Raw genomic sequence first — 22,525 nt, forward strand, 5'->3', positions numbered from 1 at the left:
CGAGGAGCCTCGGCAATCTCTGTGGCGTCCCAAGCCTGCTGCGGGGTGACGCGTCCCGGCAACCCCTGGTGCGGGCGCTCCGTGTTGTAGATCTGGTCGAACCGGTCGACCTGATCCTGGAGCTGGCCGTGGTTTTGCGCCATCGGCTGCTTGTCCAGCCACCGAAACAGGGTCTGATGAAACCGCTCATTTTTGCCTTGGGTGGTCGGCTTGTTCGCCTTGCCGGTGATCGCTTCGACGCCCAGTGAGGAGACGTAGGCGACGAGCTGGCCTTCCCATCCACGGCGCGAGGGATTCAGCGCCATGCCATTATCCGACAGCAGGCGCTGAGGGACCCCATGGGCTTCGATGCCCTTCTTCACGACCGCCAAGGCAGCCTCGCTGGTCTCCGAGCCGGCGACGTGGGTCGCGATGGCCAGGCGCGAATGGTCATCCTGGAGCTGGAAGATCACGCACTTGCGTCCGCCGGTGAGCACGTACTCGGTCGCGTCGAGCTGCCAGCAGGCATTCGGTGCCGGGTAGACGAACCTGCGGTACGCGGCACGTGGCTTCTTCTTCGGCTCGGCCCGGGCCACATTCCTTTCGCGGAAGATCCGTGCCAGTGAGGCAATGGATGGAGTTTCCATCCCCAGGGAGGCCATCTTGTCGTGCACGCTGATAGGACCATGGTCCAGTCCGGAGGACTCCATGGCGGCCCGCACTTTCACGGCTTCATCCTTCAGCGCCTCGGGAACGCTGGTGGGCGAAGACTTGGGTCGCCGCGAGCGCGGTTCCAAGGCTGCCGTCTGGCCCTCGGTGCGGACTCTGGCCCGGATGGCGTAGAACGTCTTGCGAGTGATGGCGTGCTCGGCGCAGAACGTGGTGACCGCGCCGCGGGGCGCGTCATCGGGCCATTGGGCAATCGCGAGGCGTATTCGGGCGTCGACGGGCTCATTCGGATTCATCCGTCATTCTTGTCCGACCGCATCGGGGGCTGCCAAGCCCCTTAACACCGCCGGGAAGTGTCACCACCAAAACACCCGGGAGTGTCACCGATGTCTTGAGGCAGAACTGTCACCGATGTCCTGCGAGATAACAGAATTAGAGGAATGGCGTGCCCCTTTAGTAGATCAGATGCTAAAGCAGCTGCTGAGTATCAGTCGCCACAAAACACGTCTTGATAAGAGCCTTTCGGAGACCTTCTTTGAACAACTTGCAGTTACGTACCGTAAGTATGCTCCTGCGGACCATCAGCCAAACATTGAATGGACGTTTATCCTATGGAACACACTGGGTAAGGTCGTCCCCTCCATTAGGCCGAAAGGATTCAAGGGTCATCCAGGTGGCCCAAAGATTCGTGCCATTGCGACATCAAACTACCAGCTATTCAAGTTGGCTGATCGAATGGTGCCTCTCGTACACCGCCTGGAGAATGCGCCGAAAAAACGTAGACAAACCATTTCTAAGATAACAAAAAAGGCCGCGCCTAAAGCAAAACTCTCTTATTACCGAGCGCAACTTAGGCTTCCGCTGGACGAAAACCTGGCGGTGTACGCGTCCTACTGGGAATCGGGTTTGGCCTCAAACCCGAAGGCAATTTATACGGCTGCGCAAAGGCTCCGTCCCAACTTGCGGGGTGTTTGGGTAGTGAAGCCAGGGAAAGTTTCCGAGGTTCCTGCAGACGTAGATTATGTGGTCAAAAACAGCATTGCCTACTTCAGATTAATGGCAAGAGCAAAATATTTCATCAACAATGTAAACTTCCCAACTGAAATCGTTAAGCGTCCGGGGCAAGTCTATATACAAACTCACCATGGAACCCCACTCAAAAAAATGGGGCTCCAACTACAAAATCATCCAGTAGGCGCCTCGGGGATGAGTTTCGGTCAATTACTAAAAAGGTGTGATCGTTGGGATTATTCTCTGTCTGCGAACAGGTATTCGAGTGAAGTATGGGAACAGGCTTACCCTTCGTTCTACAAGACTCTCGAAGTAGGTTCTCCAAGGAATGACCGCCTGGTGAACTCAACGCCCGCCGACCGAAGCTCTCTACGGGATTCCTTAGATATCCCCGATGGAAAAACAGCAATTCTTTATGCGCCCACTTTTCGAGACTGGGCCAAGGGAGGTGCGCAGCCGGAAGTCGATCTTGATCAACTCTCGCATGCCTTGGGGGACGACTACATTATTCTGGTTCGTGGACACTATTTGCGGCCAAAAAGCAAGGCGCTCGGCAGGTTAGCTTCAGAAGGCGCCATTCGCGACGTTCATTCTTATGGTCCGGTTGAGGATCTTTTGATCGCATCCGATGTGTTATTGACTGACTACTCGTCGATAATGTTCGACTTCGCCAACCTCAAAAGGCCTATAGTCTTGTATGCGAACGACTGGCGGACGTACTCGCAAGTGAGAGGAGTCAATTTTGATATCACTGCAAATCCTCCTGGAGTAGTTGCGTCGACGATGGACCAGTTGATTCAGACCTTCTTGAATGGGACCTATCAGGATTCAGACGCGACCGAACTCCGCACAAAATTCACTAACCGGTTCTGTGCCTTCGAAGATGGCAAAGCAGCGGAAAGAACAGTTGAACTTACGATGTGATCCGGCTATCAAGGCCATCCAAAGATCGAGCCGATTCCGTCAACGGAGAACGGCCTCCCTTCTTTCCCTGTCAACGGGCCGACAGCCTCCGCAGTTTAGTGCAGCTCTTTAGTGGTTATCAGGAACGTCAATTATGTTTTGGATCGTAGCCAGTTCCTGTTGATGATCTGGGGCCTCTGGTTCAGGGCTCCAATCCAAAGAGCGACAGAAGGTTGCTTTATGCCAGCCGGGTTAGTGAAAGAGCTAGGCCCGCATGAGCGGTCCGGGGCGCTTGAGGTAGTGGTCGCTTGGCTCGGCGATGACCCCATCCAATTCATGCAGACAGCTGTCGACGAAGCTGATGCGCTTGGTCAGATGTTTGCTGACGTGCCGGAATGGTGAATATTCATTCGTCTCACGTTATAATGCCGACTCTAATGTCTGCGAACTAGGTTGGCACCATGAGTGCGGCGGCCAACTTTAACCGTCAGGGGGATTCGACGCCACTTTCAGGAGTGACCGCACGCGACGCATGCCCCGCGGCCACTCCGGTAGGTGCCCAGGTGGGCGTTCAGGGCCTGCGGCGCGATGGTCTCTAGGACCTATCCCGACCGCAGGTAGTCGAGAAAACGTGTTCAACGGTGAAAACTTACCGGGCAGCGGTGCTGCCGGGGCCCAAGACACTGTCAGACGTCCAGTTCCCGATCTGAAGCCGTCCCTAGACCTCGAATGACCCATCATGGATGGTGGGCCGCCATTTTGTCCGGTCGAAGTGTCTGCGCCGAAGCTCTGGCTCGACACCGGCGACGGCCCCCGGTTGCGGCGTTGGAGCACTGGCTCCCATTGTGGGACCTAGCCAAGGCGCTTCTCTTTCCGCACCACGATTTCCTACATGGGGATCTCTGCGGAAAGCGTCCTGGCAACCCGTGATCTGCGTTGGTGCGTCCATGTAGAAGAGTGGGCATCAGATCATTAGCACGTGATTTCAAACCCAAGCGCGCCGCACGATCAAAGGTGTGCCCGCAAATCCTCCGGTTCTGGGCGATCAAAGAATCGGTCCTCGACGCAGTAGGCGGCCTTTGCGGGAAGCACAGACTTCCCGGTCTTGCATAACCCGAGAACGATGCTTTTAGCAAATCATGGCTGTACGCCCTCGAGCCACATGTTCGATAGCCTTTCGCTATTCCGAACACCGTGATCGTGCTGATTTTTGCCGGCTTGACTTAGCTTACGTCCGAATCCAGCTTGGTCCTGCTTCTTCTCCTCGTTGGCGTCGCCAGCCGTCGGCACTGGATTCAGCAAGGCCTCGGGCCTGTAACCGGCTGAGCCCACCGAGGACTGCTCCGATACCCAGCCCGGAAACCGTGGACAGCTTATCCGGGGTGGCCGGCTGGCGGATGGGCAGGGCATCCATGAGCAGTAGATCTTGGATATCGAGCCCGTCGTGGGGCCTGGTTTCCTCCGCTTGAACTCCTGTGTCACGGGCTGAGTCCCCGCTCGTGACGGACTGGGCCATGGTGCCAAGCAGCTCGAGGGCTTCGGCGGCATCGGTAATGGGGATCGCCGATCCTTCCCGCAGGAGTCGATGACAACCTGCTGAATTGGCCGAGAACACCGATCCGGGTACCGCCCCGACATCACGCCCCAGTTCGCTGGCGCGCCGGGCAGTGGTCAGGGCCCCTGAGCGCCATCGTGCTTCGACAACCAGCGTCGCCCCACACAACGCGGCGAGCAACCTGTTGCGTTGCAGGAACCTCCAACGAGTCGGTGCCGTCCCCGGGGGAACCTCGGCGAAGAGCATCCCGTTGGCTTCGACCCGGCGTAGGAGTTCATCATTTCCGGCCGGGTAGAAACGGTCCAATCCCCCGGCCATGACGGCCGCCGTTGCCAGGCACTCGTGGCCAGATGCCGCGTGAAGTGCTGCCTCGTGGGCGCGTGCGTCGATACCGTAGGCACCACCGGAGACGATCGTGATTCCCCGGGCACAGAGTTCGGAGACGATCTGGCTGCCCACTTGTCGGCCGTAGTCAGTGGCATCCCGGCTTCCCACCACGGCCATCAGAGCGTCCTTGGCCGGCAGCTGCTGGGGTGGAACTGTCCCCCGCCACCAGAGACATAGCGGGGCGCCGAGGCCGAGGTCGTCAACTTGCGCCGGCCAGGCGGGATCTTCGGGGACGAGCAGGCCGCCGCCGAAGCGCCGGATGGTTTCCAGATCCCGTGCCGCCCCCGAGGCGTCAACGCGCGGCCTCCATCGCTCGAGTCCCGCGTCGAGGCGGTGGGCACCCCGGGTTCCTGCTTCGCCACCCAGGAGTTCGGCCACTGCCTGTTGTACGGCGGCTGGTGCTTTGCCGGTGGTCGTACTGATCAACCGATAGGCCTCCACCGGACCGCTGACAGCCACGAGGGCGGTCCCGGTCAGGTCGTTGGGTTCCATCAGTCGAGACAGTCCGGCGCGCGCGACGAGTATTTCTGCTTCGACGCTCATGGTCTTCCTCCTCGTGCGTGGTGGCGTAGTTGCAAGGCCACTTCGATATCGCCTTGCCGCGGGCATTCCTGTCCTCCCAGATCACTGATGGTCCAGGCCAGGCGAAGCACCCGGTGGTATCCCCTGGCCGTGAGCAATCCTCGCTCGACCTGCCGATCCGCAGTGGCCGTGACGTGCCCGGGCAGGGCTAGTTCGTGGCGCAGGATGGTTCCCGAAAGGTCGGCGTTGCGGCGCAGCCCCAGCGCCTTCAGACGGCGGCGTTGAGCCTGTCGTGCAGCGGCCACCCGGCCGGCGACGGTGGCGGAGGTTTCCTCACCGCGTCCCGTCCCCAAATGCACCGAGGTCACTCGAGGAACTTCGATCTGCACATCGATACGGTCCAGCAGGGGCCCCGAGAGCCGGTCAAAATAGCGGCGGCGTTGCATCGGTGTACACCGGCAGTCCAGGGCCTTGCCCGTGTTCTGTCCGCAGGGGCAGGGGTTCGCTGCGAGCACCAGCTGGAACCTGGCCGGGTAGGTGGCGATGCCTCCGGCACGGTGCAACGTGATCTGCCCAGATTCCAGCGGTTGGCGCAGACTGTCCAGAGATTTGGAACTGAATTCCGGTGCTTCGTCCAAGAACAGGACCCCGCGGTGGGCACGCGAGGCGGCCCCCGGTCGAGGAAGTCCTCCCCCTCCACCCATGAGGGCGACCATGCTCGCACTGTGGTGCGGACTTTCATACGGCGGCCTCAGCAGCAGCTGATCCATGCCTGCCGTCCCGCGATGCAGCGAATGGATGGCTGTGGCCTCCATCCCCTCGACGGGATCCAGATTCGGCAGTAGGCCGGGTAGCCGTTCGGCAAGCATCGTCTTGCCCGCACCGGGAGGACCCACCAGCAATAAGTGGTGTCCACCGGCCGCGGCAACCTCCAGAGCGAAGCGTGCCAACGGCTGGCCGAGCACATCGCAGAGGTCGGCGCGTTCGGTGGCCGCGCCGGGCAGTTCGGCGGTGGTGCCCGGCGCTGCAGTAGGTGTCCGTACCTGCGCCGGGGCCCTAGGCGGGACCACGGTATCGAGGCAGCCATAGTCCGAGAGAACTTCGCCCAGGTGACGGTAGGCGCTGATATGGGCCCCGGGGACGAGGCGTGCCTCGGCCGCGTTGGCTTCGGCCACCACCACTCGTGGCCTTCCTGCCCTCACTGCTGCCATCACCGAGGGGAGGACTCCGGCGACGGGGCGCAAGGTTCCGTCCAGGCCGAGTTCGGCCACGTAGACGATGTCGGGAGGATTCTCGATCTCCCCCGCGGCGGCAAGTGCCGCGACGACGATCGCGAGATCGAAGGAGGACCCCCGTTTGGGCAGCGAAGCCGGAGTGAGGTTCACGGTGATGCGTCGCGGACACAGTGGCACTCCCGAATTGCGGGCCGCCGAGCGGATGCGGTCACGGGCTTCGATCAAGGAGGCATCGGGCAGCCCCAACAGCACGAAGGCGGGCAGCCCTCCGCCCAGATCGGCCTCGACGTCGATGATGTGACCGTTCAAACCGACCAGGGACACCCCGGCGGCCCTGCCCAGGCTCATGGGGTGACTTCCTTGAAATAGGCGACCCGGTGGTGTTGCCCCGGGACCGCGATAATGGCGATGACATCCACGCGGCGCCGCCGTCGGGGTTGGCCCGCCGCACGACACCAGGCGCTAGCCAATCGGTGCAGTCGTCGCAGCTTCACCGCATCCACGGCCTCGGCCGGATGACCGAAGCCGAGCCCCGAACGGGTTTTCACTTCCACGGCCACCAGGGTCCCGGCGTCGTCCGCGACGATGTCTATTTCGCCGATCGGGCACCGCCAGTTCCTGGCCAACACGTGGATGCCGCGCCCCATCAGGTATTGAGCGGCCAACACTTCTCCGCGTTGACCCAGCTCCTGGTTATGTCCCATGACCCACCTCCGCCTCTACTCTGGGCGGCAGGTGTGTTGGGTCGACCTGACCGGTCGGCAGCTGTGGACGCGGGGTTCAGGGCAGTACCTGTGGAGGACTCAAACGAAGCTGAGGGAACGGGTGAAAACAGCGAACATGAGTCCGCGGCCAGTCTTGTCAAGTCACCGGTGGGCCCGGGCGAGCGTTCCCCTCGGTTGCCGCCTGAAATGCCGGTTGTGGTCATAAACCTGCGACATCAAGTCATTTTACAAAGCCAATGGATTTGCCGCCAAAAATCTGTGTATCATCCGTTGGACGGGCATCGACGCCCGCGGCGTCCTGGGGGGAACAAAAATGCTGGTGACTTGTGGTTGGCGAGAGATCTCGCTTCCGGGGCACGCGCGCCGCATCGGTCCTCCCGGTGACGCGCCCAGTCTCGCACCCATCCCGCACGATACGTATCGCACGTCGGTCAGGTGTCCCCTGAAAGGACTCTCATGAGCCAAACTCCCAACTTCGCGCCCTATCCGCCAGCCAATGGTTATGGTTACGGCCAACCTCAGCAGAGCTCGAAATCCTTCCTCGCCACCTGGCTGCTCTCGCTTCTGCTGGGGATGTTCGGTGTGGATAGGTTCTATCTGGGCAAAGTCGGGACAGGGATTCTCAAGCTGATCACCTTTGGTGGTCTGGGTGTCTGGGCTCTGGTCGATCTCATCCTCGTACTGGCGAATAGAACCCGCGATAAGCGCGGTCTCCCGTTGGAAGGCTACGACCAGCACAAGAAGGTGGCACTGATCGTCACACTCGCCCTCTTCGCTCTGAGTATCATCATCAACGTGGCCGGTGGCGGCACCGCTTCCGTGCCCGGCCCAGCCGATTCGGCGCCGAATGCTTCGGCACAAGCCGTAGCTCAGGCGGCCGACGATGAGGCGGCCCAGGAGAAGGCCGACGTTGAGGCATCCCAGAAGGCGAAGGACGAGGCAGCTCGGGAAAAGGCTGACGCCGAAGCGTCTGCGAAGGCGGAGGCTGATGCAGCGCAGGAGAAGGCAGCCGCGGAAAAGGCCGAGGCCAAGGCTTCGAAGAAGGCCAAGGCTGAAGCTGCCGAAAAGAAGGCAGATGCCTCCAAGAAGGCCAAGGCAGAGGCAGCCGCGCAAAAGAAAGCCGAAGCTGCGGCTGGCACGACCAGCCAGCAGAACGCTCAGCGGGCCGCTGAAAGCTACCTTGATTACACGGCCTTCTCCCAGCCAGGGCTGATCGAACAATTGGTCTTCGAAAAGTATTCGAAAGCCGATGCCACCTGGGCCGTGAACCGGCTGACCGTTGATTGGAACGAACAGGCTGCCCAAGCCGCAGAGAATTACCTCGATTACACCGCCTTCTCCCGTTCCGGGCTGATCGAGCAACTGGTCTTCGAGGGATACACCCCGGCGCAGGCCAAATATGGAGTCAGCAAGACGGGCCTCTAGCTCAGATCTCCCGCCCCGGCCCGCCTCGAACCGCAGGTCGTGTCGCTAGGCAGGGACGAGCCTCCAGAGGGACGTGATTTCGGCAGATCGTGCCGCATGGAACGGGTCCTCGCGGTCCAGTGCGCGGCGATGGCTGGGTTTCACGTCGCTGCGCCCGGCAACCCGCAGCCCGGCGGCGGCGATCCAGCCCAGCAGCTCGTCCCGGCTACGCAGTCCCAGATGCTCTGCAAGATCCGAGATCACCAACCAGCCTTCACCTCCGGGTTCCAGATGCTCCGGCAGTCCGGTGAGGAAGGCACGGAGCATCCGGGACTTGGGGTCGTAGACCGCTTGGTCGAGCAGGGTGTTCGCACTACCGGGAAGCCACGGCGGATTACAGACCACCAGGCCGGCACGCTGGCCGGTGGGGAACATATCGGTCTGCTCCAACTCGACGGTCTCGCCTACTCCGAGCCGGTCTAGGTTCTCCCGGGCGCAGGCAACGGCCCGGGCGGACAGGTCGGTGGCAACGATCCGTTTCATGCCTCGTCGGGCGAGGATCGCGGCGATCACCCCGGTTCCCGTGCCGATGTCGAAGGCCGTGTCGGTCTCGGGCAAGGTTTCGCCGGCGACCAAGTCCAGGTATTCTCCGCGGATCGGGGCGAAGGTGCCGTAATGCGGGTGGATGGAAGCGTCCAGCGCGGAGACGGGCACACCGCGGACCCTCCACTGTTCGGCTCCCAGCACCCCGAGCAGGTCCTGCAGGGGGATGACGGAAGCCTCGGTGAGGGGGCTGTGGGCGTGGGACCAGGCGGACGCGACATCGGGGCCCCGGCGCAGGTCCACCGACGGTCCGGGGGCCAGCGGCACCAGGAGCGAGGCCAACATCCGCGAACGTCGGGAGCGGGCCTGACGGTGCCGGTAGAAATCGGCTCCGACGTCTGGCTCGCGTTCTGCCTGGGTGCCGGCCGCACGTTTTGCGGGGCGGGGGCCGGGGATCCGCCGTCCGAGGGCGCTGAGCAGTTGACGGGCGTTATGGTAATCCCCGGTCCAGAGCATCGCGGTGCCCCGGTTGGCCATCCGGTAGGCGTCTTCGGCCGTCAACGTATCGTCGACGACCCGGATCTGTAGGGGGGCGGGGCCGCTACCGAACCAACGGGCGGTGCCCTGTGTCCCGCCGTCGTCCCAGGTCAACCGTTGTGGTTCGGGGAGATCTAGTTCGAGCGGGCCCGAGACGTCCCGGACGGGGGTGGGTTGGTCTTTCATAGCGGCGGCCTAGCTGCCCAGGCCGGCATCCTTGGTGGTCAGTTCCCCGGTTTCGGCGAGTTCTTCGACGTTGACGTCCTTGAAGGTAATGACCCTGACGTTTTTCACGAATCGGGCCGAACGGTAGACGTCCCAGACCCAGGCGTCCTTGAGGGTGACGTCGAAATAGACTTCGCCGTCGGCCGAGCGGATCTGGAGGTCGACCTCGTTGGCGAGGTAGAACCGTCGTTCGGTTTCCACGACATAGGTGAACAGGTTCACCACATCGCGGTATTCGCGGTAGAGCTGCAGCTCCATATCCGTCTCATAGTTCTCGAGATCGTCGGCGCTCATGGTTCCTCCCTGGGTCTAACGGGTTGCCGCCGGTGCCGTGAGCCGCCAGCTGCGGCGGTGGTAGTCGGTGGCACCGTGTTCGACGATGGCCTGGCGGTGGGCTGCCGTTCCGTAGCCCTTATTGATCGCCCACCCATACTGGGGCTCCAGTTCATCATAGGTGGCCATGAGGGTGTCGCGTTCCACTTTGGCCAGGACCGAGGCTGCGGCCACCGACAGGCAGAGCAGGTCTCCCTTGATCTGGGTGCTCACCCGGGCTTCGGAAGCGTCGAAGGGGTACGACGGCGATGTGGCACCGGTGCCCTGGCCCAGCAGTGCCGGTTGTCCGGGGGCCGTCAACCAGTCGTGGCTGCCATCGAGCAATACGGCGTGGGGCCGCGCCGATTCGGCGAGGTTCGCCCAGGCCCGGTTTCCGGCTAGGCGCAGGGCGCCGACGATGCCCAGCTCGTCGATTTCAGTCGCTGCCGCATGGCCCACACCCCAGCCGGCGGCCCATTCCCGGATCACCGGGACGAGGGCTTCGCGGGTGGCGACCTTGAGAAGTTTGGAGTCCCTGACGTCCTCGAGCAGTTCGGCGATCGCCGGGTCGATGACGACCATGCCCACGCTGACGGGACCTGCCAGGGCTCCGCGGCCGACCTCGTCGCAACCACCGATCAGCTGGTTTCCTCCGCCGCCCAGGGCCGTAGCCAGGGCGAGTTCGGTGTCCAGGGTCGGGGCGGGGGTCCGGTGGGCCATGGGTTAGTGGCCTGATTCGTTGGGGACGTCGGCGAAGACGTCGTGGTGTCCGTCGATGGTTCCGAAGCGGTCCAGGGGCCAGGCACGCAGGACCGCCTTGCCTTCGATGGAGTCCATGTCGATGAATCCGTCCTGAATATCCGGGTGGAAGCGTGAATCGGCGGAGGCGTTGCGGTGGTCCCCCATGACCCAGGCCTTGCCTGCGGGCACGGTGACCTTGAAGGACTCCTCCGAGGGGGCTGCTCCCGGGTAAATGTAGGGCTCAGTGATGGGCACCCCGTTGACGATCAGGCGCCCGTCCTCGGAGCAGCATTCCACGGTGTCTCCCGGCATGCCGATGAGGCGTTTGACCAGATGCTGGTCTGCGGTGTTGGGGAGCAGGCCGACGAAGGTCATCGCCTCGGTCACCGGGTTGGTGGGGGTCGGCGGGGTTTCGCCCAGCCAGCCCAGATCGTCGTTGAAGACGACGACGTCGCCGCGGTGCAGGTCGAAGGGGCCGGGGATCAGCAGGTTCACGAAGATCCTGTCGTTGATCTCCAGGGTCTGCTCCATGGAGCCCGAGGGAATGTAGAAGGCGCGGAAGAAAAAGGTTTTGATGACGAAGGAGAGCACCAGTGCGATACCGACCACGATGAGGAATTCGCGGACCCACCCCCAGACGGGGTTCCGGGGACCCTTGACGGGCGCACCGCCGTCGTCCTCGGCCGGTCCTACCGCCTGCTGCTCATTCACGTGGTGCCTTTCCCTCGATATGCCGCGCCGCGCCCATGGGCCAAATCACCCGTTCCACCCGTCCTATGACTCGTTCCTCGGGGATCATTCCTCCCCCGGGTGCCCCCAGCAGGGAGCGGGAATCGGCCGAAACCGAACGGTGGTCGCCCATAACCCAGATCCTGCCTTCGGGGACCACTGCCGTGAACTCCTGTTCGCTGGCTGCGTCCCCGGCGAAAAGGTAGGGCTCGTGGAGCGGTTCCCCGTTGAGCAGTAGCCGTCCGTCCTTGTCACAACAGCTTAGGGTGTCTCCGCCGACGGCGATGACACGTTTGACGAAGGCCGTGTCGTCCCCCGAGACGCGCAGTGCCCGCAGCACATCATCCAGGGGGCTGGCCCGTTGGTAGGGCAGCAGGGATCCGCGGCCATCGAAGACCAGGACGTCGCCGCGTTGTGGCGGATCCTGGTGGTAGGCGGTCCGGTTCACCAGCAGTCCCTCGCCGGGTTCCATGGTGGTTTCCATGGAGTCGGAGCCGATGTAGTAGAAGTCCACCAGCGTGGCCCGCACGATGATCGCCGCGATGGCGGCGACCATCAGTGCGCCCACGACAAGGCGCCAGCCCCGAAAACGGGACCGGCGCCTGCTCCGCCCGCTCGGCGAAGCGTGCGGGACGGATGATGTCTTCACGAACACGGACGGGACGAATTCGTCCCGACGCACGGCTCTACTTGGAGCCGAACTCGCGCTTTTCCTTGATGCGTGCAGCCTTGCCGTGACGATCGCGCATGTAGTACAGCTTCGCGCGACGCACGTCACCGCGAGAGACGACCTCGATCTTTTCGACGATCGGCGAGTGCACCGGGAAGGTACGCTCCACGCCGACGCCGAAGGTCACCTTGCGCACGGTGAACGTCTCGCCCACACCGTGGCCCTGGCGGCCCAAGACGTAGCCCTGGAAGACCTGAACACGAGTGTTCTTGCCTTCAACGATGTTCACGTGCACCTTGAGGGTGTCACCGGTCCGGAAGTCCGGAATGTCGTTACGCAGCGAGGCTGCGTTAACTGAGTCGAGAATATGCATCTGGTGCTTCTCCTTGGGCGGATGCCACAGGTCACCCACCTTCGACACGTTCTCACGGCCGCGATACGAGGAAAGCGGAAACCGTGGAAACGGAGTGTGGTGAACCGACCAACACGTCTGTGTTCGTCGGCGCTCTGACTGTTGGCGCACTCCCCCTGTGGCAGGGGCGCACCCAGTAGACGCAAGGTCCCATTTTGCCATACGCATCCCCGCGGTGGTTAATCCCGTGCCGGCCCAGAGCGTGCTGTCGGGGATCCCGGCCTGGTTAGTCCGCTGGGCGACCCACGACGCGGCCGTCCTCGAGCATGAAGCCCGCATGCCACAGGGTGTCGCGGTCGCGCCGGTTCAGGGAATCGGGGTCCAGCGCCCGGATCAGGTCGGGGCGGCGTTCGGCGGTGCGTTCGAGCTGCCAGGCCCGGCGGGTCCGGGCAATGAGAGCGTGGTTGCCGTTGAGGAGGACCTCGGGGACGTCGCGCCCCTCCCAGCTGGACGGTTTGGTGTAGACGGGGTATTCGAGCAACCCGTCGGAGTGGGATTCCTCGACCAAGGATTCGGGGTTGCCCACGACTCCGGGGACCAGGCGGCCAATCGCCTCCACCATGGCCAGCACGGCAACTTCTCCCCCGTTCAGGACATAGTCGCCGAGGCTGACGGGGCGGACCTCGTAGTGTTCCGCGGCGAATTCATAGACCCGCTCGTCGATGCCTTCGTAACGTCCGCAGGCAAAGACCAGATGTTCGCGTTCGGACAGTTCCCGGGCCATGGGCTGGGTGAAGACCTCTCCAGCGGGTGAGGGGATCAGCAAGAGGGGCCGGGAAGAATCGGCGTGCTGTGCTCCTGACTCGGCTCCGGCGATCGAGGAAAGCGCTTCGGCCCAGGGGCCGGGTTTCATCACCATGCCGGCTCCCCCGCCGTAAGGGGTGTCGTCGACGGTGCGGTGACGGTCGTGGGTATGGTCGCGTAGATCGTGGATCCGCACGTCGAGTAGGGCCTCCCGCCGGGCCTTGCCGATCAGCGAGATATCCAGTGCCTGCAGGTATTCGGGAAAGATGCTGACGACGTCGATGCGCATGCCCTAGGCCTGGCCCTCCTCGGCGCCCTGCGCACGATTGAGCGTGAAGAGCCCGTCCGGCGGGGTGAGCCGGATAAAGCCGGCCTGCGGGTCGACCTCGGGGACGATGGCTTCAACGAAGGGGACGAGGACTTCGGCGCCCTCGGTGTCTTCGATGACGAGCAGGTCCTGGGCGTCGTTGGTGCGTAGTCCGGTCACCGTGCCGACGGCTTCCCCGCCGATGCGGGCCGTGAGGCCGACCAGCTCATGCTCATACCAGGCGTCCTCATCGTCTTCTTCAAGATCCGCTGTCTCGAGGAACAGCAGGGATCCGCGCATGGTCTCTGCGGTGTTGCGGTCGGGGATCTCCTCGAAGGCAACCAGCAGGATTTCCTTATTCCAGCGCGCCCCCTCCACGGTCAGGTGCTTGGCCGGGGAGGATTCGACATCGAAGACGGTTCCCGGTTCGAAGCGTGCGTCGGGGTCGTCGGTCATGAGCTGGACGGTGACCTCCCCCCGGATTCCGTGAGGCTTGCCGATGCGTGCGACCTGGAGGCGCAAGGTGACTCCTTGAGACGGGAACGTTCTGCAACGTTCCGACGATGTGTTTAAAGCGCGCGGCCCCGCACCGGTGTACGGTGCGGGGCCGGCGGGGTGAAACTCTGCGACCGGGCCTAGCGGCGTCGGTCGGTGTCGACCACGTCGACGCGGACCGGTTCGCCGTCCGACAGGGCCGCTACCACGGTGCGCAATGCGCGGGCGGTACGTCCCTGACGGCCGATGACCCGTCCGAGGTCGTCGGGGTGGACCCGGACCTCGAGGGTGTCGCCTCGGCGGTTGGCCTTCTGCTCCACGGCGACGTCCTCCGGGGAGTCGACGATGCCGCGGACCAGGTGGTCGAGAGCTTCAACGAGCATTTCTACTCAGCCTCGGTGGCTTCTGCCTTCTCGGCCTCGGCTTCCGCGGCGGGTGCTTCTTCTGTCTTATCGGCCTTCTTGGTGATGGCCTCGGGCAGGATGACCGAAGACTTCTCGGGAGCGACGTACGCTTCCTTGGCGGTCTTGGTCTTCAAGGTGCCTTCCTGGCCCTCGATGCCCTTATGCTTCTGCCAATCACCGGTGATCTTCAGCAGTGCGGCAACCTGCTCGGTCGGCTGGGCGCCGACGGAGAGCCAGTAGCCAACACGCTCGGAGTTGACCTCGATGAACGAGGGCTCCTCGGTGGGCTGGTATTTGCCGACCTCTTCGATGGCATAACCGTCGCGCTTGGCGCGGGAGTCCATGATGACGATGCGGTAGGACGGTGCGCCCTTTTTGCCGAGGCGCTTGAGTCGAATCTTAACGGCCACTGTAGTGGTCACTCCTGTATCTAATACTGGGCGATCCCGCGTTTCTGCACCCGTGGGGCGGGCCATACTGCGAAGGGTCTGAGGACAAGATGCACACGCGGAGAGAGGGGCCACGTCGATCGAGTACCTTGCCATTATGCCAGAACGCGGCGCGCGACGCGACCCATCGTTCAGACGGGCGAGCCGTGGCCGCACGGCGGCTTGGTGGAAGCGGTGCTGGCTGGTCAGCGCATGGAGCGGTCGACGGATTCCTGCTCCCTGCGAGCCCCGTGGCGCACTGATAGGCGCAGCCAGTTGATCCCGATAAGGGCAATGATCACCATTCCACCGATATACACCAGCAATGAGATGAAGGCGACCTCGGGAGCCACCGATGGGGGCAGATGACCGTAGGTGAGCTCAAATCTGACGGTTCCGGTGAAGAGAACGGCGAGGAAGGAACTCAGCGGTCCGATCAGATCCCAAAGGGAATGAAGTGCCGAGACGCCGATGAAGGTCAGGATCAGCCTCCAGACCGGCCGGCCGGGCCGCCTCAGGGAAAAGAGTGCGGCACCGAGGATGGCCGTCCACAGGATGTGCCCCACGGGAGAGAGGGCTGCCCGCAGGACCTCCGTCTCCAGAAGAGAGGTGAGGTTGATGGTGTTTTGGCCCAAGGCTGCGTTGAAGGCGTAACCCGCGGATTCGAAGGCCGCGAAGCCCGCCCCAACCACCGCACCCAGAGATGCCCCCAAACCCGCCGTGCGCCGGGTGATCCCGCGAGCGGCGATGGCCAAGATCAGGAGCTTGACGAACTCTTCAATGAACCCCACCAGGGCGAACTGGAGGGCTGATTTACCGAGGTCCACTTCGAGGAGGGAAGCCCCCAAGACACCGAAGACCCCGCCGATGAAGAAAGCCGAGAATAAGCGGACCGGCGATAAAACGCCTTCCTGTCGGGCTCCCACGAACAGGACCACCACGAAGGGGACCAAGAAACTCCCCAACAGGATCAGCGTGGGGATCAGATTGGTGTTCTCTGTACGGGCGGTGACGACGATGGTGAGGATCCACAAGGCGACTCCGCCGAGAAGCACCTTCCACCAATACCCGTGCAGGCCCGGGCTCGAATCCCGTGGAGCTTCGACCACCGCTACGCCCCCCATCTTGCCGACCAAGCCGGGTGTTAGAGCCGCCCGCGACTCGTGAGGATCCACCGGGACCGGAGAAACGAAGCCTACATCCAGCACGATGGGCCAACAACAGTCCGCGTTGACTCATAAAGAACCTCCGCTTGTGGCCATACGTTGCCTCATAGCAAAACCTCCGGATGCTTCAGAGTTGCCCACGACCAAATCAGGCGGGACCGTTATGGATGGGACTGACCATGAGTGAGCGCAAGGCAGTAACGAAGCACCTGGCCCAGCGATACCAAAACGCCAATAAGCCGGTGAAGACCGAGATCCTGGACCACGTCGTGGAACTAACTGGCTGGCACCGCGATCATGCCCGAGCCGCGCTGCGCCGGGCCGTTGAACCATCACGACCGAAGCTGGTCCGACAAGGACGAGCACCTACCTATCCGGCGGATCTTCAGCAGTCCCTGATCCTGTGTTGGGCGGTGCTGCGGGCCCCGGCGGGGAAGCTGCTGGCGGCAGCGACGGACTATCTGGTTCCCATGCTCAGGGCCGAGCACGTTCTGGACGTCACTGATGAACAAGCCAGGCTGCTCATGGCGATGAGCGCGGCGACCATCGATCGTCGCCTGGCCCACGAACGGGAAAAGATGCGCCTGCATGGGCGCTCGCGTACCAAGCCCGGATCACTGTTGAAGTCCCAGATCCCGATCCGGACCTGGGCTGATTGGGACGACGCAGTCCCCGGGTTCGTGGAGATCGATCTGGTCTGCCATGAGGGCTCGAACCCGGCAGGGCAATTCTGTTGCACGCTCACCGTCACCGATATCGCCACGGGCTGGACAGTGAACCGTTCGGTGCAGAACAAGGCCCAGAAATGGGTGTTCGAGGCCCTGATGCACGTCAAGAACGTGTTCCCGTTCCCGATCATCGGGATCGATTCCGATAATGGCAGTGAGTTCATCAATGACCATCTCTACCGATACTGCCTGGACAACAAGATCACCTTCACCCGATCGCGTCCGTTGCATAAGAATGATGGCGCGCACGTGGAACAGAAGAACTGGTCCCGAGTCCGGGAGCTGGTTGGCTATCAGCGTTTCGATACTGCCCGGGAATTGGAGTTGTTGAATCGGATCTGGGAGCTGGACCGGGTCTTCACGAACTACCTGCTCCCTCAGCAGAAACTCGTTTCGAAGACCCGTCACGGGGCGAAGGTGAGCAAGAAGCACGACAAGCCAGCCACCGCGTACCAGCGGGCCGCCGGGTATCCCGGGATGGCCAAGCGTCCGATCATTACGATGAATGCTCAATTCAAGAGGATCCGGGTCATGGCCCTGCAACGACAGATCTCTGCCCTGACCGCGGAGCTAGACACGCTGGCCCGGCGTAAGAACAGGGCCCCGGTACCGGTGTTCGATATCGCTAAGGCAAGATCATGAACCCGATTCCTCGCGGAGGTTTTCTAATGAGGCAACGAAGCAGTCTTCCCGGAGGTATTGCTATGAGGCAACAGGCAGTCCGTCGCCAGAGGTGGTCTCCCACCCACAGCGGGCACGGGCCCACGATGCGATGTATCAATGGCACCCAACACCCAACCACATCGGTAGATGACGAGATCTTCCACAGCGACGCTGATGATCCCCTCGGCACGTTCGGCGCTTTCCACGACGGGCGGCGAGCAGCCCGCAGCAGCTTTGCATGATTTCATGTGACGGTGACGTGAACGAAAGGACCCATCATGCGAACAGTTCAACTACCTAACGGGACGACCATGCCCGCGATGGGCCAAGGCACGTGGTTCCTCGGCGACAATCCCCAGCGTCGGGCGCAGGAGATCGCTGCGCTGCGTGCCGGCGTTGAATGCGGCCTGACCCTGATTGACACCGCTGAAATGTATGGAGGCGGTCGCTCGGAGGACCTCGTCGGTGAGGCCATCTCCGGCTGTCGCGACGACGTGTTTCTGGTCAGCAAGGTCCTCCCCGGATCCAACCGCGCCGAAACCATCGAAGCCTGCGAGAAGAGCCTGGAACGCCTGGGCACCGACCATCTGGATCTGTACCTGCTCCACGGGGTCGGACCCGCACCGTTTGAGGAGACGCTCGAGGGCTTCGAGCATCTCGTCGCTGCGGGCAAAATCGACCAGTTCGGTGTCAGCAACCTGGACCTCGAGGAAATGCAGTACTTCCACTCGTTGCCCGGCGGCGGTCACACCCAGGTCCAGCAGCTGCTCTACAACCTCAACCAGCGAGGAATCGAATGGGACCTTCTGCCGTGGTTGCAGCGGAAGGGTCTGGGCATGATGGCCTATTCCCCGTTCGACCGCGGCGATCTGGCCCATCACGCGGGGCTCACCGGCTTCGCTCGTGAACGTGGTGCCACCGCAGGCCAGGTCGCGCTGGCCTGGCTTTTGGCCCAAGACCAGGTCATTCCCATCCCCAAGAGCTCCCAGGTGGAGCGGGTCACCGAGAATGCCGGCGCCCTCGAACTAGAACTCACGACGGAAGATTTGGCGGCACTCGATGACCTGTTCGCTCCGCCGAACGGGCCCGAGTCGCTACAGATCTATTAGTGACGGCTCAGCAATGTCCTGGCCAGTGACCAGCCGGCGCTCAATGATGCGTCCCCGATATAAGCCTTGGAGATGGCGACGGAAATGGCTGGCAGGGCGGCTGCGTCGGGGTAAACCATGTATTGGGGGACGAACTGTGGCTGAAATTTTTTCTTGAAGGACATCAGCGACTGGAATCCATAGACCGGCTCCAAGGTGGCTGCCAGCCAACCCAGTACCCGCTCCATGGGCGGCACTCCGGTGTCATCTCCGGTCGGCGACACCGTGTCCTGTGGTTTGTTCGCGGAGACGAGCGGCGCACCGGACAGGCTGGCGAAGGAATAGCCCTGCGCTTGGAGCGTCAGTGCCGCGGTGCCAATCAGGAACTCCACGACCGGCCTGAACCCTCCCTGTTTCCGCCGCATGAAATCAAGCGTCCACCCTGTCACTTGCCCGCAGTGCCGGACCGGCAGCCACGAGGTGGCCCCTTGCAGCACACCCGCGTCGTCAACGGCCAGCAACAGCCTCACCTCGGGATCGTCCAGCTCAGCCAGCCCGCCGAGGGTGAAACCGAGCTCGGGCATGCCCCGATCGGCAACCCACTCCTCGGAGATGGCCCGGAGTTGTTCGCGCCTGTTCAGGGTCAACAGCGAGTATTTGCTCCACACCGCCTCGACACCCGACTTCTCTGCCCGGTTCAGTGCCGTGCGCACATCCTGAAACTTCTTCCCGGTGAACGCCATCGAACCGAGTGGAAGCACCGTTTCTGTGGCGACGCGAACCCTGCTGAACGTCTCCGGCGGCAACGCGTCTGCGACTTCGCTCGTCACGGAGTAGAAGCACGGGATCCATGCGTGGCTTATGCAATACCCGGCGAACCCGCGAACCACCGCAGCAACATCCTGGGGCGCAGCGATGGGGTTGCTCGTGGTCAAGGCGACTCCGGCGGTCACCCGGTAGGCGATGAACGAGCGACCATCTGGTGCGAACCAGTAACTGTTGCCCTCCCAGGTGGTCATCCACGAGAACGTTCCTCCCGTCCCCTCTCGCACCAGGGCCCGGGCGCGGGTCCCATCTGCCGTCGAATCGTGGTCCCCTGCCGTGATGAAGGATGCGAGCAGCCAGAGGCAGACGGCAGCCCAAAAGAGGATCCCCAACCCCTCGAACAGGATGGTTGCGGCCGCGGTGATCGGGACGAACTCGGGGCTGATATGAAGGGCATAGACCAGGGGAACGAAACGCTCGGGCAGGTTCTCTGCCAGCTCGCCAAGATCCGGGACCGGGCGGAACCCCTCGCGCAACCAGAACCCCACCCCGAGGTAGAGCGCCGACAGGAAAACCCCGAGCAGCAGGATCTTCTGCAGTAGACGACGGTTCACTCGGGGCGGCGCACTGATGCTGAAGAGCCGCCGGGTGGCCAGCAAGAGGAGAAAGACGGCCAGTGGAGCCAGCAAGGGCAGGATGATGGCCTTGGCTTGCCCGTAGTCGGTGAAGTCATATTCGCCCAACCCCTCCAGCAGGCCAGCGTCCGGGACCCTGGCCTGAAGCACGACGCCGGCAAGGAAAATCAGGGTCAACCCGGCCATGGCTCCCTGGACCACGGCTGCCGCCCACCAGGCGAGGCGGCGCCCCCGCCGCAGACCGTCGGCCAGAACCACCAGAAGAATGGAAGGAAGGACTGCGGAGAACATGGCGCCGAGGCCGGCTCGTTGTTGAAGCTGTGCTGCGGCGCATTCGTTGATGCGTTCCGGACTCGAGCACAACTCGGCCAGCGACTGGGGATCGACCGGCACGATGTTGGTTCCCAGATAACGCAGGACGGCCAGCGGTCCTACGGCCCCGGGTGAGAGGGCCGCCACCACGGGCCCCAGTGCCGCAGCGCAGATGACGACCGCCACGAGGACACGGCCCTCATGGCGTGTAGCCCTGATCCGCGGCCTGCCCGGCCGTTGACCGATCAGCAGCGGACCGAGCAATAGCCCGATCAGTACCGCCCCCAAACGCATGACATCCGGCAGCGTCCCGGCATACAGCGCGGTGACCAGGACAACGGCCAGCAACCCGGTGCGCAGCCGTCTGCGCCACATCACCCGTAGCCCTGCGGTCGCTGCCATCGCCGTGCCGCAAGCAATGACCGTCACCCCCACCAGGAGGCCCGGCTCAGCCCTATGGACCGCTGCGTCCGGTTGGATCAAGGCCACGAACACTGCCCCGGATGCCAAGGCCGCAGACTGGGTGAACAAGAAGGCGACGAGAAATCTCAGGCTACCCATCCTGGTCTCCACCCACAGGGCCACCAACGCGATGAAGACCGCGCCGAGAATGAACGCCGTCAGATGGCTGGTGCTGGGCAGATAGGCATCCCATGCCGCTTGCACAGGCGAGAGAACGGCTGGACTGGGCGTACCCGGGCCCCTGGGATCCTTCGGTTCCGAGATATGTCCCCTGCTAGCGAGGCCGGCGGCGACATAAGCACAGAGCAGGACGAGGGTGACCGGCAGCCGCAGGAGCTTTCCCTGAATGCCGGCGCTCCAGGCATCAACCGAGTTTCTCTCTCCCAGGCTCATTTAGCGCACCATGCCCCAGTGAGGCGCCAGAAAATCCAGGCCCGCGGTAAGCCCCGCCCTGGCGGCCGCCCACGAGTGGCCCGCTCCGGGGACCCGGAGTTCCTTCACCTGCATACCTGCGGCACGGGCAGCGGTGACCACCACCTCCATATCGGGACCATATTGATGATCGCTGGCCCCCACCGAAAAGAAAGCGTGGGTTGAGGGAAAACGTTGGTGGTGCAGGAGCGTGAGTGGCAGGCGGGACTCGAAGGCAGCCGTGTTTCCGCCAAAGGATTTGTCGATGGTCTCGGTTCGGCTGACCGACAGGGCCGGCTCCTGCTGACCGGAGAGATCAATGATGTTCGGGTAGAGGTGCGGATGCATGGTTCCCATTTGCAGCGCGCAGGTACCCCCGAAGGAAAACCCGCCAAAGGCCCAGCCCGGGCTGGGTTTTTGCACGTTGAGCGTCGTGGTGATCCAGGTCGGCACGTCGACCGAGAGGTAGGTGTCCGCCTGGGCGATGTCTGAATCCATGCACATTGAATTTCCGCTAGTGGTTCCATTGGGATCCGCGACAACGACCACGGGTGCCATGCCGTGGTGCGCAGCGGCAAAGGAGTCCATGATTCCTGGCAGATGCCCTGCGTCGAGCCAACGTTGCGGTCCGCCGGGCTGTCCAGCGACCAACACCAAGACGGGTAGCTGCCTCGGTCCCGACGGTTCGTAGGCGGGCGGCAGGTAGATGATGGCATCGCGCGCCGTGAACTTCGAAACGGTCCCCGGGATCGATGCCTGACTGACGGTACCGGGCATTGGAATCTTCTGGCTGCCGGTCCCGGATCCGCCGCGCATGAGGTTCGGTGGCAGGGCTTGCACCGCCACTTGATCGCCCAACAGGCTTCTCACATTCACGTATTGCCCGAAATAGGCGTTCAGTTGCAATCCGGCGAGGAGAACGACGGCGATGGTCGCCAGTGTGGCCAGGAGCTTCCAGGTCCAGGGAGACTTTGACGCCGAATACACGCCCAACAGGATTCCGAACAGAGCCAAGCCCGCCCAGGCGATGACGACCAGTGGGAGCGGATCGGCGATGACGAACCAGACGTACACGAGGAGAAGATAGATCACCCAGGTGACCAGAGCCGCGGCCAAGACAAGCAAGGGGTAGGCGAGCCACCATCGACGGCGTTGACGCGGTAGCACCAGGAAGATGAGGCCGATAATACCCACTACCCAAACCAGTGGGGGTAGCCAGCCGCCAACGAGGCTGATCGATTCCACAGCATCCATAGGTTCCGGCCTGCCAGTGCTGTGCCGGCCCGTGCCGGATCCACTAGGCCCCTCCGATGTGGACTCTACGCCTAGCACGTCACAGTTGACTCGATGGACAGGCG

At 62.9% G+C, this 22,525-nt stretch carries 21 protein-coding genes; 4 read left to right on the forward strand and 17 right to left on the reverse strand.

Features of this window, described 5'->3' with window-relative positions; translation table 11 throughout:
- Positions 1-944, reverse strand: a 944-nt coding sequence (locus ACT3UE_RS08415; protein ID WP_444566520.1) for an integrase core domain-containing protein, incomplete at its 3' end; no start/stop codon positions are given.
- Positions 945-1,113: 169 nt separating this feature from the next.
- Here ACT3UE_RS08415 and ACT3UE_RS08420 point away from each other — a divergent pair.
- Positions 1,114-2,583, forward strand: coding sequence for a CDP-glycerol glycerophosphotransferase family protein (locus tag ACT3UE_RS08420; RefSeq protein ID WP_444566521.1), 1,470 nt, complete (start codon positions 1,114-1,116; stop codon positions 2,581-2,583).
- A 1,207-nt stretch (positions 2,584-3,790) separates the two neighbouring features.
- Here ACT3UE_RS08420 and dprA read toward each other — a convergent pair.
- From dprA to ACT3UE_RS08435, 3 genes are read right to left on the reverse strand one after another with little or no spacing between them, the layout of a single operon-like run.
- Positions 3,791-5,047 (reverse strand): DNA-processing protein DprA, encoded by a 1,257-nt coding sequence (dprA, locus tag ACT3UE_RS08425; RefSeq protein ID WP_444566522.1) that lies wholly within the window; start codon positions 5,045-5,047, stop codon positions 3,791-3,793.
- Positions 5,044-6,609, reverse strand: a complete 1,566-nt coding sequence (locus ACT3UE_RS08430; RefSeq protein WP_444566523.1) for a YifB family Mg chelatase-like AAA ATPase — start codon at positions 6,607-6,609, stop codon at positions 5,044-5,046. The genes dprA and ACT3UE_RS08430 overlap by 4 nt, the downstream gene beginning before the upstream one ends.
- Positions 6,606-6,965 (reverse strand): YraN family protein, encoded by a 360-nt coding sequence (locus ACT3UE_RS08435; RefSeq protein ID WP_096223483.1) that lies wholly within the window; start codon positions 6,963-6,965, stop codon positions 6,606-6,608. The genes ACT3UE_RS08430 and ACT3UE_RS08435 overlap by 4 nt, the downstream gene beginning before the upstream one ends.
- Before the next feature lie 477 nt (positions 6,966-7,442).
- On the opposite strand from ACT3UE_RS08435, the gene ACT3UE_RS08440 reads away from it, so the two are divergent.
- Positions 7,443-8,411: an Ltp family lipoprotein gene (locus ACT3UE_RS08440; protein WP_444566524.1), complete on the forward strand. Its 969-nt coding sequence runs from the start codon at positions 7,443-7,445 to the stop codon at positions 8,409-8,411.
- Positions 8,412-8,456: 45 nt separating this feature from the next.
- On the opposite strand, the gene ACT3UE_RS08445 is transcribed toward ACT3UE_RS08440, so the two are convergent.
- From ACT3UE_RS08445 to ACT3UE_RS08495, 11 genes are all read right to left on the reverse strand, one after another.
- A complete protein-coding gene (locus ACT3UE_RS08445) occupies positions 8,457-9,656 on the reverse strand; it encodes a methyltransferase (RefSeq protein ID WP_443383366.1) in 1,200 nt (399 codons plus the stop codon).
- Positions 9,657-9,665: 9 nt separating this feature from the next.
- The gene (locus ACT3UE_RS08450) at positions 9,666-9,989 is read right to left on the reverse strand and encodes a DUF2469 domain-containing protein (RefSeq protein WP_086996372.1); all 324 of its coding nucleotides are present in this window, start codon (positions 9,987-9,989) and stop codon (positions 9,666-9,668) included.
- A 15-nt stretch (positions 9,990-10,004) separates the two neighbouring features.
- The gene (locus ACT3UE_RS08455; RefSeq protein ID WP_443383364.1) at positions 10,005-10,727 is read right to left on the reverse strand and encodes a ribonuclease HII; all 723 of its coding nucleotides are present in this window, start codon (positions 10,725-10,727) and stop codon (positions 10,005-10,007) included.
- A 3-nt stretch (positions 10,728-10,730) separates the two neighbouring features.
- On the reverse strand, positions 10,731-11,459 hold the full coding sequence (lepB, locus tag ACT3UE_RS08460; RefSeq protein ID WP_444566525.1) for a signal peptidase I: 729 nt from the start codon (positions 11,457-11,459) through the stop codon (positions 10,731-10,733).
- Positions 11,452-12,045, reverse strand: a complete 594-nt coding sequence (gene lepB / locus ACT3UE_RS08465) for a signal peptidase I (protein ID WP_444566526.1) — start codon at positions 12,043-12,045, stop codon at positions 11,452-11,454. Before lepB (ACT3UE_RS08465) ends, lepB (ACT3UE_RS08460) begins: the two co-directional genes overlap by 8 nt.
- Before the next feature lie 118 nt (positions 12,046-12,163).
- Positions 12,164-12,520 (reverse strand): 50S ribosomal protein L19, encoded by a 357-nt coding sequence (rplS, locus tag ACT3UE_RS08470; protein ID WP_086996363.1) that lies wholly within the window; start codon positions 12,518-12,520, stop codon positions 12,164-12,166.
- A 265-nt stretch (positions 12,521-12,785) separates the two neighbouring features.
- On the reverse strand, positions 12,786-13,592 hold the full coding sequence (gene trmD, locus ACT3UE_RS08475) for a tRNA (guanosine(37)-N1)-methyltransferase TrmD (RefSeq protein ID WP_444566527.1): 807 nt from the start codon (positions 13,590-13,592) through the stop codon (positions 12,786-12,788).
- Positions 13,593-13,595: 3 nt separating this feature from the next.
- Positions 13,596-14,132 (reverse strand): ribosome maturation factor RimM, encoded by a 537-nt coding sequence (rimM, locus tag ACT3UE_RS08480; protein ID WP_443348383.1) that lies wholly within the window; start codon positions 14,130-14,132, stop codon positions 13,596-13,598.
- 113 nt (positions 14,133-14,245) lie between these two features.
- Entirely contained in the window at positions 14,246-14,488 is a 243-nt protein-coding gene (locus ACT3UE_RS08485; protein ID WP_086996354.1) for an RNA-binding protein, read from the reverse strand.
- A gap of 2 nt (positions 14,489-14,490) precedes the next feature.
- The gene (gene rpsP, locus ACT3UE_RS08490; protein WP_086996351.1) at positions 14,491-14,919 is read right to left on the reverse strand and encodes a 30S ribosomal protein S16; all 429 of its coding nucleotides are present in this window, start codon (positions 14,917-14,919) and stop codon (positions 14,491-14,493) included.
- A 224-nt stretch (positions 14,920-15,143) separates the two neighbouring features.
- The gene (locus tag ACT3UE_RS08495) at positions 15,144-16,046 is read right to left on the reverse strand and encodes a PrsW family glutamic-type intramembrane protease (protein ID WP_444566528.1); all 903 of its coding nucleotides are present in this window, start codon (positions 16,044-16,046) and stop codon (positions 15,144-15,146) included.
- Between the two features lie 236 nt (positions 16,047-16,282).
- On the opposite strand from ACT3UE_RS08495, the gene ACT3UE_RS08500 reads away from it, so the two are divergent.
- Complete coding sequence (locus ACT3UE_RS08500; RefSeq protein WP_086997593.1) at positions 16,283-17,473, forward strand: integrase catalytic domain-containing protein; 1,191 nt, start codon at positions 16,283-16,285, stop codon at positions 17,471-17,473.
- Between the two features lie 341 nt (positions 17,474-17,814).
- Positions 17,815-18,603: an aldo/keto reductase gene (locus ACT3UE_RS08505; protein WP_444566529.1), complete on the forward strand. Its 789-nt coding sequence runs from the start codon at positions 17,815-17,817 to the stop codon at positions 18,601-18,603.
- Here ACT3UE_RS08505 and ACT3UE_RS08510 read toward each other — a convergent pair.
- Entirely contained in the window at positions 18,600-20,960 is a 2,361-nt protein-coding gene (locus tag ACT3UE_RS08510; RefSeq protein WP_444561519.1) for a bifunctional lysylphosphatidylglycerol flippase/synthetase MprF, read from the reverse strand. The genes ACT3UE_RS08505 and ACT3UE_RS08510 overlap by 4 nt on opposite strands.
- A 189-nt stretch (positions 20,961-21,149) precedes the next feature.
- Positions 21,150-22,412, reverse strand: coding sequence for an alpha/beta hydrolase (locus tag ACT3UE_RS08515; RefSeq protein ID WP_444566530.1), 1,263 nt, complete (start codon positions 22,410-22,412; stop codon positions 21,150-21,152).
- Between the last annotated feature and the right edge of the window lie 113 nt (positions 22,413-22,525).

Source organism: Arthrobacter sp. 179 (genome assembly GCF_052379645.1).
GTDB lineage: Bacteria > Actinomycetota > Actinomycetes > Actinomycetales > Micrococcaceae > Arthrobacter_H.